This is a genomic window from Mesorhizobium sp. M2C.T.Ca.TU.002.02.1.1 (assembly GCF_003997225.1).
Genome location: NZ_RZTO01000216.1, coordinates 1 through 8162 on the forward strand (window position 1 = coordinate 1; position 8162 = coordinate 8162).

General features: G+C 66.4%; 5 protein-coding genes and 1 pseudogene. All 6 read right to left on the reverse strand.

What is annotated here, in order from left to right; all coding sequences use genetic code 11:
* Window positions 1-1653, reverse strand: a 1653-nt coding sequence (locus tag EOD07_RS13940) for an ABC transporter ATP-binding protein (RefSeq protein WP_164772237.1), incomplete at its 3' end; no start/stop codon positions are given.
* On the reverse strand, window positions 1646-2527 hold the full coding sequence (locus EOD07_RS13945) for an ABC transporter permease (protein WP_127235878.1): 882 nt from the start codon (window positions 2525-2527) through the stop codon (window positions 1646-1648). The genes EOD07_RS13940 and EOD07_RS13945, both read right to left, overlap by 8 nt.
* Entirely contained in the window at window positions 2524-3477 is a 954-nt protein-coding gene (locus EOD07_RS13950; protein ID WP_127235879.1) for an ABC transporter permease, read from the reverse strand. Before EOD07_RS13950 ends, EOD07_RS13945 begins: the two co-directional genes overlap by 4 nt.
* 12 nt (window positions 3478-3489) lie before the next feature.
* On the reverse strand, window positions 3490-5844 hold the full coding sequence (locus EOD07_RS13955) for a molybdopterin guanine dinucleotide-containing S/N-oxide reductase (protein WP_127235880.1): 2355 nt from the start codon (window positions 5842-5844) through the stop codon (window positions 3490-3492).
* Between the two features lie 119 nt (window positions 5845-5963).
* Entirely contained in the window at window positions 5964-7625 is a 1662-nt protein-coding gene (locus EOD07_RS13960; protein WP_127235881.1) for an ABC transporter substrate-binding protein, read from the reverse strand.
* Between the two features lie 236 nt (window positions 7626-7861).
* A pseudogene (locus tag EOD07_RS13965) lies at window positions 7862-8162 on the reverse strand (chloromuconate cycloisomerase); the annotation flags it as partial.

An 8162-nucleotide genomic window follows, 5' to 3' on the forward strand; every position in this document is an offset into this window, starting at 1 on the left:
GAAGATGTAGGAGACATCCTGTCTCGACTGCAGGTCGGCCAGGAGGTTGAGGATCGCCGCCTGCACCGAGACGTCGAGCGCCGAGGTCGGCTCGTCGCACACCACGATGCGCGGATCGCCGGCGAAGGCTCGCGCGATCGCCACGCGCTGCTTCAGCCCGCCCGAGAGCTGGCGCGGCTTGACCGCCAGGTGCCGGTCGGTGAGCCGCACCGAGCGGACCAGCTCTTCCAGGCGGTTGTCCAGTTTCTTGCCGGTGAGCCCGCCCAGCTGCTTCAAGGCGCGGCTGAGGATATGCCGGATCGAATGCGAGCGGTTGAGCGCGGAGTCCGGGTTCTGGAAGACGATCTGCACCGCCTTGACCTGGTCTTCCGAGCGGCTGGCGAGCCGCGGCGCGAGCTTCTTGCCCTCGAGCTCGATCGAGCCGCCTTCGTCCGGCGGGACAAGGCCGAGCAGAAGCCTCGCGAAGGTCGTCTTGCCGCTGCCGGATTCGCCGACCAGGCCGAGCGTCTCGCCGGGCCGCAGGCTGACCGAGACATCCTTCACCGCCCGCAGCGGACGACCGTGGCTGGCATAGGTCTTGTTCAGCCCTTCGACCTGCAGCACAGGCGGCGCCTGCTTAGGCTGGGCGGCGGCGATCTCGGCGGGCGTTGCGCGCGGCAGCGACTGCGCCTTGTTGTGATAGTGGCAGCGCGACAGGCGGCCGTCGCCAAGCTCGTAGAGCGGCGGCGGCTCGGCGCGACAGCGTTCGGTGGCCAGAGCGCAGCGGTCGGCGAAGGCGCAGCCGACGATGTTGGCGCCGATGCCGGGCAGGAAGCCCGGGATGGTGTCGAGGCGGCCCTGGTCCTTGCGCTGGCCGCCGCGCGGCAGGCAGCGCAGCAACGCCACCGTGTAAGGATGGCGCGGATCGTTGAAGACGTCCCTGGTCGAGCCTTCCTCGACCAGCATGCCGGCATAGAGCACGCCGACGCGGTCGCACATGTTGGAGACGACGGCGAGGTTGTGGCTGATGAACAGGATCGAGGCCGACAGCTCGCGCCGCAACTGGCCGATCAGGTCGAGCACCTCCGCCTCGACCGTGGCGTCGAGGCCGGTGGTCGGCTCGTCGAGGATCAGCATCGAGGGGTCGTTGGCCAAGGCCATGGCGATCGCCACGCGCTGCTGCATGCCGCCGGAGAGCTGATGCGGATAGCGCTGCATGACGCTTGCCGGGTCGGAGATTCGCACCCGGTTCAGCATGGCGAGCGCCTTGTCCTCGGCCGCCTGTCCGGCAATGCCGGCGAGCTCGAAGATTTCGGTCAGCTGGCGGCCGATGCGCAGCGACGGGTTCAGCGCCTTGCCGGGGTCCTGGTAGACCATCGACACGCTGTCGGCGCGGGCCCGCCTGAGCGCCTCCGCATCCAGCTTCATGACGTCCTTGCCGTCGAGCGCGATCGAGCCGCCGGTGATGGAGCCGTTGCGCGGCAGGTAGCGCACCACCGAAAGCGCGACGGTGGATTTGCCGCAGCCGGATTCGCCGACCAGCCCGTAGGCCTCGCCGGCCTTGATGGTCAGGTTGACGTTGCGCAGCACCGCGCGGTTGCGGCGGCCGACGCGATAGGCGACCGAAAGGTCCTTCAGCTCGAGTGCGTTGGCGGCTTGCTTGGGCTCAGTCATTGAGCGCTCCATGCACGCCGTCGGCCACCAGGTTGACGCCGATCACCAGCGAGGCGATGGCCAGGGCATCGAACAGCACCGTCCACCAGAAGCCGCCGCCGATCATGCCGTAATTGGAGGAGATCGACAGGCCCCAGTCGGGCGACGGCGGCTGGATGCCGAAGCCCATGAAAGAGAGGGTCGCGACCGCGAAGATGGCATAGCCAAGCCGCACCGTCGTCTCGACCAGGATCGGCGGGATGACGTTGGGCAGGATCTCGACGAACATCGTATGCAGCGCGCCCTCGTGGCGCAGCTTTGCCGCGGCCACATAGTCGAGCTCGCGTTCGGCCAGCACCGCCGAACGCACCGTCCTGGCGATGATCGGCGCGAAGCTCAGGCCGATGACGACGATGACGGTGATCTTGGAGGTGCCCAGCGCTACGATGGCGAGCAGCGCGATGATCACCACCGGGATCGCCATGAAGGCTTCGAGCACGCGGCTGACGATGTCGTCGACGATGCCGCGAAAATAGCCGATGACGAGGCCGAGCGCGGTGCCGGCGATGGTGGCGAGGATGGTCGCGAGCGGCGCCACGGTGAGGATGTCGCGCGAGCCGACAATGACGCGCGAGAACACGTCGCGGCCGAGCTGGTCGGTGCCGAACCAATGATTGGCCGCCGGCGGCGTCAGCGCATCGATGATGTCGCTTGCCAGCGGATCGTAGGGGACGAAGTGCTGGCCGAACAGCGCGCAGACGATCCAGAAGACGACGATGGCAAGCCCGGTCAGGAAGGTACCGGACCGCAGCAGCGAATGCAGCACCTCGCCCCAGGGGCTGCGCTGCGCGGTGTCGGGCGTCGGCAGGCTGACGGGGGTGTCGGTCGTGCTCATTGCTCTGCTCCCAGCCGGATGCGCGGATTGAGCACGGAATAGAGGAAGTCGGCGACCAAGGTCGCCACCGCATAAACGATGCCGATGGTAAGAATGCCGGCCTCCAGCATCGGAAAGTCCTTGCCGCGCGCGGCGGTGAAGATCAGCGAGCCGATGCCCTGGTAGCGGAACAAAGTCTCGATCACCACCAGGCCGCCGATGAGATAGCCGGTCTGGGTGGCGATGACGGTGATGGTCGGCAACAGCGCGTTGCGCAGCACATGGCGCCAGATCACCGTGCGCCACGGCAGGCCTTTGAGCACGGCCGTCCTCGTATAGTCGGAATCGAGCGCCTCGATCATGCCGGAGCGCGCCATGCGCGCGATGTAGCCGAACAGCACCAGGAACAGCGGCAGCGAGGGCAAGATGAGGTAGTAGAGCTGGGTGAAGAAGCCGGCGCCCTTCGGCCAGGCGGCGGCGATCGGTAGCCAGCGCAGCCACACCCCGAAGATCAGGATCAGGATGATGCCGGTGACGAACTCGGGCAGCACCGTGACCGACAAACCGCCAAGGCTGATGATGCGGTCGAGCGGCCGGTTGAAATTGAGCGCCGCGACCACGCCTCCCAGGATGCCGATCGGCACCACCAGCACGAAGGCGACCAGCGCCAGCTTCATCGAGTTGCCAAGCGCATCGACGACGAAGGGCGCCACCGGCGCGCGGAACACATAGGACGTGCCCATGTCGCCATGCAGGAAGTTCCAGATCCAGCTTCCATATTGGACGAGCAGCGGCCGGTCGACGCCGAGCGAATGGTTCAGCGCATCCACCGCACGCTGGTCGGCGAACGGCCCCAGGATGGCACGCCCGACATTGCCGGGCAGCACCTGGCCGCCGAGGAACACCATGACGCTGAGCAGGAACAGCGTGACGAGCGACAGTGCCAGGCGCCGGACGAGGAAAGCTGGAATGGCGTCGTCTCCTTATGAAAGACCTTTGCGCCCGAAAATGCCGGGCAAATCGGACAAATCAATAGTGGCAGGCGGATCGAAGGCTGTCACGGGCGGAACGGTTCCCGTAAACCGCGACACCTGAACCAGCGTCGAATTGCAGGTCGGCGACTGCGCAAGCCGCGACGTACCGCGGTCGGGCGTCAGCACATTCGGATTGCCGTGCTTTTCGAGGCCTTCCGGCTCGCCTGGCCGTGCCGGGTCGAACCAGGCTCCGGTCGGCAGTTGCACGACGCCGGGGATCAGGCTGTCGGTGAGCACGGCGCCGGCGAGGCACGATCCGCGCTCGTTGAAAACCTTGACCACCGCGCCGTCCACGATGCCGCGTGCCGCCGCGTCCTCGCGATTGATCAGCAGCGGCGCGCGGCCCGCGACCTTGCTCGCCCGGCTGACCGACCCGTGGTCGTACTGGCTGTGCAGCTTGTCGGCCGGCTGCGGTGACAGCAGATGCAGGGGAAACCGTTCGGCAAGGTTCTCATTGCCGAGCCATTCGCGCGGCTCGCGCCAGACGGCGTGGCCGGGACAGTCGTCATAGCTGAAGGACTCGATCGTTGCCGAGAACAGCTCGATGCGCCCGGACGGCGTGGCCAACGGATGCCGCTCTGGATCGGCGCGGAACGCGCCAAGGAAGGTCTGCGACGTCACCGAACGGGCGAGCTCGGCATAACCGTCCTGCCAGAAGCGCTCGAAGGGCGGCATCTCCACGCCGGCGGCATTGGCATTCTCTAACGCCTGGCCGTAGAGATGGCGGATCCATTCGTCGGCGCCGCGTCCTTCGGTGAAGGCTTCGCTTGTGCCGAGCCGCGCGGCGAGGTCGGCGAAGATGGCAAAATCGTCGCGCGCCTGCTGGAACGGCTCGATCGCCTGCTTCATGGCGACGATGAGGTTCTCGCGGTTCGAGAAGGCGAGGTCGTTGCGCTCCAGCGGCGTCGTCACCGGCAGCACGATGTCGGCGTGACGCGCCGTCGCCGTCCAGAATTGCTCGTTGACGATCACAGTCTCGGGCCGCTGCCAGGCTTCGACCAGGCGGTTGAGGTCCTGATGGTGATGGAACGGATTGCCGCCGGCCCAGTACACGAGCCTGATGTCGGGATAGGTCAGCCTGGCGCCGTTGAAGTCGAACGATCCACCGGGATTGAGCAGCAGGTCGGCCATGCGCGCGACCGGGATGAAATGCGCCACGGCATTCCTGCCCTGCGGCACCGAGGGCCAGCGGAACCCCATCTCCGGCCTGCCGGCGCCGTTGGTCGAGGAATAGCCGAAGCCGATGCCGCCGCCCGGCAGTCCGATCTGCCCAAGCAGCGCGGCCAGCGTGATCGCCGCCCAATAGGGCTGCTCGCCATGGTCGGCGCGCTGCAGCGACCAGCTGGCCATCAGCATGGTGCGCTTGGCGGCCATGTCGCGAGCGAGCGCATCGATCGTCGCCGCGTCGACGCCGCTGAGTTTCGCCGCCCACGCCGGGTCCTTCGGCTGGCCGTCGCTTTGGCCTAGTATGTAGGCGCGCACCGTGTCGAAGCCGGTGCAGTAGCGCGCCAGGAACGCCTCGTCGTGCAGTCCCTCGCGGATCAGCACATGGCAGAGCGCCAGCATCACGGCGGTGTCGCTGTTCGGCCTCAGCGGCAGCCATTCGGTCTCGACGCCGCGCGGCGCGTCGTCGCGCACCGGCGAGACGTTGATGAGCCGCGCGCCGTTGGCGACCGCGTTGCGCAACGCCGCCGACGCCTCGTGCCGCGCCGATCCGCCGCCCTGCACCTGCGTGTTGCGCCACGGCAGCCCGCCAAAGGCGACGATCAGCTTGGCGTGCCGCTCGATCCCGTCCCAGGTGGTGTGGTTGCCGGTCAGCGCGTCGGTGCCGCCCAACACATGCGGCAGGATGACCTCGGCCGCGCCATAGGAATAGCTCAGCACCGAGCCGGTATAGCCGCCGATCGTGTTGAGGAAGCGGTGGACCTGGCCCTGCGCATGATGGAAGCGCCCGGCGCTCGCCCATCCATACGAGCCCGCATAGATCGCGCTGTTGCCATGCGTCGAGCGGACGCGCTGTAGCTCGGCGGCCACGATGTCGAGCGCGGTTTCCCAGGAGACTTCGACGAAGGGTTCGTCGACGCGCCTGCTTGCCGGGCTGGACCTGTTTCCCTCCAGCCAGCCGCGCCTGATGGCCGGGCGGGCGACGCGCAACTCGCCCTGCACCGTGCCGAGCATCGACCGGCCGATCGGCGACGGGTCAGGATCGCCGCTCCATGGCTCGACGCCGACGAGCCGGCCGTTCTCGGCGCGGACCTCGTAGGTCCCCCAATGCATTGTGGTGAGCAGGGTAGCGGTTCCCATCGGTCGCATCATCCCGCTACGGCCATCTACGGGCAAGGCGCTTGGCACCCTGTCGCGCTTGGCCGCGAAGCGCCAGCCCTTTCGAAGCCGGCGCTTGCGGGATTACGCTTGCCTCATGCTCAGCCTTTCGACGCCTTGTCGAGGAACAGCTGCGACATGGCGGTGGGCTGCACGCCGGCCACGCCTTTCGCCGTCGCCGTCAGGTAGTCGTAGAAATAGCCGAAGATCACCGGCGTTTCCTCGAGCAGCAGCTTCTGGATCTTGCCGGCGTCGGCCTTCTGCGCCTCGAGATCGAGGGCGGCGATATAGCTTGTCGCCAGTTGATCGTAGTCCTTGTTCTTGAAATGCGCGGCGTTCCAGGTGCCGTCGCTCTTCAAGGGCGCCGCGAGATAGACATTGGGCACGCCGCGGTGGCCGTAATCGGTGATGCCCATCGCCGAATCCAGCCAGTTCGACTTGCCGAACACGGCATCGCCGTAATAGGCGCTCTGGTCGAGGATGTTGAGCTCGAGCTCGATGCCGATTTCCTTGACCCAGTTCTGGATGAGCTGGGCGTATTCCGGGATTTCCAGGTAGCGCTCGGTGGTCAGCGTCATCTTGAAGCCTTGAGCGAGGCCGGCCGCTTCCATCAACTGCTTGGCCTGGGCGATATCCTGCTTGCGCTGCGGCACGCTGGTGTCGGTCGAAGGGTAGACGGCGGCGAACGGGCTGTCGTTGCCGAGCGCCGAGCGTCCCTTCATCAGGCCGGCGGCGAGCTTCTCGCGGTCGAGGCAGAGCGCGATGGCGCGGCGCACGCGGGCATCCTTCGTCGGGCCTTCGTCGCAATGCATATGCAACTGCTGATGCGCCGACGACTTCAGGCTGATGATGTCGACATTCGGGTCGTTGAGCACGGCGACACCCGCCAGCACCGGCATCTGGTTGATGATGTCGATCTGGCCGCCCTGCAGCGCCAGGATCTGTGGCTGGATGTCGGTGAAGAAGGTGAATTCGGTGCGGTCCGGCAGAGCCTTCTCGCCCCAGTAATCGTCATTGCGCACGAAGGAGGCGCCGACCTTGGGGGTGTATTTCTCGATCTTGAACGGCCCGGTGCCGTCGAAGCTCTGTTCGTAACCGCCCTTGTAGCTCGCCGGGATGATGACGGCGTTGTAGTTGTCTGACGACAGCATGTAGGGGAAGTTGCCGTTCGGCGCGTCGAGGTGGAATTCGACGGTGTAGTCGTCGACCTTCTTCGAGGCACCCTTCTGCAGGATGCCGGTGAACACCGACAGCGCGTTGGACGAGTTTGCCGGATCGGCGAGACGGTCGATGCTGGCCACGACGTCGTCGGCCTTCATCTCGCCGCCCGAATGGAATTTCACGCCCTTGCGCAGCTTGAAGGTCCACACCGTGCCGTCGGTGTTGGGCGACCAGCTCTCGGCCAGCGCCGGCTTCAGAACGAGGTCCGGACTGTCGACGCAAAGGAACTCGGCGACCTGCTGCATGACGAGCAGGCCGCCGGCGTCGGCGATGGTGACCGGGTCGATCGCGGCGGCCGGCACGCTGCTGCCGACGCGGATGGTGGCGCCGGGCGCGCCGGCGCGCGCGAGCGAGGGCGCGGCGCCGAAACCGGCGGCCATGCCGATGCGGCCGAGCAGCGGCAGCGACAGGCCGAGCAGGCTGCCGTGGCGCACGAATTCGCGGCGGCTGATGCGGCCGTCGACCAGGCCGTCGATGAGGTGGTTTTCGAGCGGCGTACGCCCGCGGCGGAGGAGATCGAGAATGCGGTAGTTCTTGCTCATGGGTCTAGGCCCTTTCCCCAGTTGTTGTGGTTGGCGGGTGCATTCAATTTGCGAGTTCCATGGAGTTCTCCGGTCCAGGCACTCAGTATCGGTCGATGTACAGTAGCATGCGGTTCCGACTGGTCCATCCGCTCGTTGGGACGGAAAAGTCAGATTTTCTTGATGAATTGTCTGTCGGCCAGGCGACTTGTGGCCGCCTTTTTCCAGATAAGTCCTGCTAGCTTTTCGACATCCTCCTAATTCAGCGGCAGTCTGCGGTAGGTCCCGGGATTTTCCGGGTCGTGATATTTGTTGCAGGCACCGTTCTCGACGAAGTCGCGGTGGCAGGCGGCAAGCCTTTCCCGTGACAGCGTGACCCCGAGGCCATGCCCTTCCGGCACCGGCACGGTGTTGTTCTTCGGCGTAAACGGACCTTCCTCGATGATGTCCATCGGCTGCATGCGAAACAGCGACTGGTTGGGTTCCCTGATCCAGCCGAGCGCGGCGCACAGATGCAGGTAGCAGGCGCTGCCGATGCCGGTGTCGCCGCTGTAGCAC

Coding starts and splice junctions, on each gene's coding strand:
- EOD07_RS13945 (WP_127235878.1), bottom strand. CDS start 2,527: ATGAGCACGACCGACACCCCCGTCAGCCTGCCGACGCCCGACACCGCG.
- EOD07_RS13955 (WP_127235880.1), bottom strand. CDS start 5,844: ATGGGAACCGCTACCCTGCTCACCACAATGCATTGGGGGACCTACGAG.
- EOD07_RS13960 (WP_127235881.1), bottom strand. CDS start 7,625: ATGAGCAAGAACTACCGCATTCTCGATCTCCTCCGCCGCGGGCGTACG.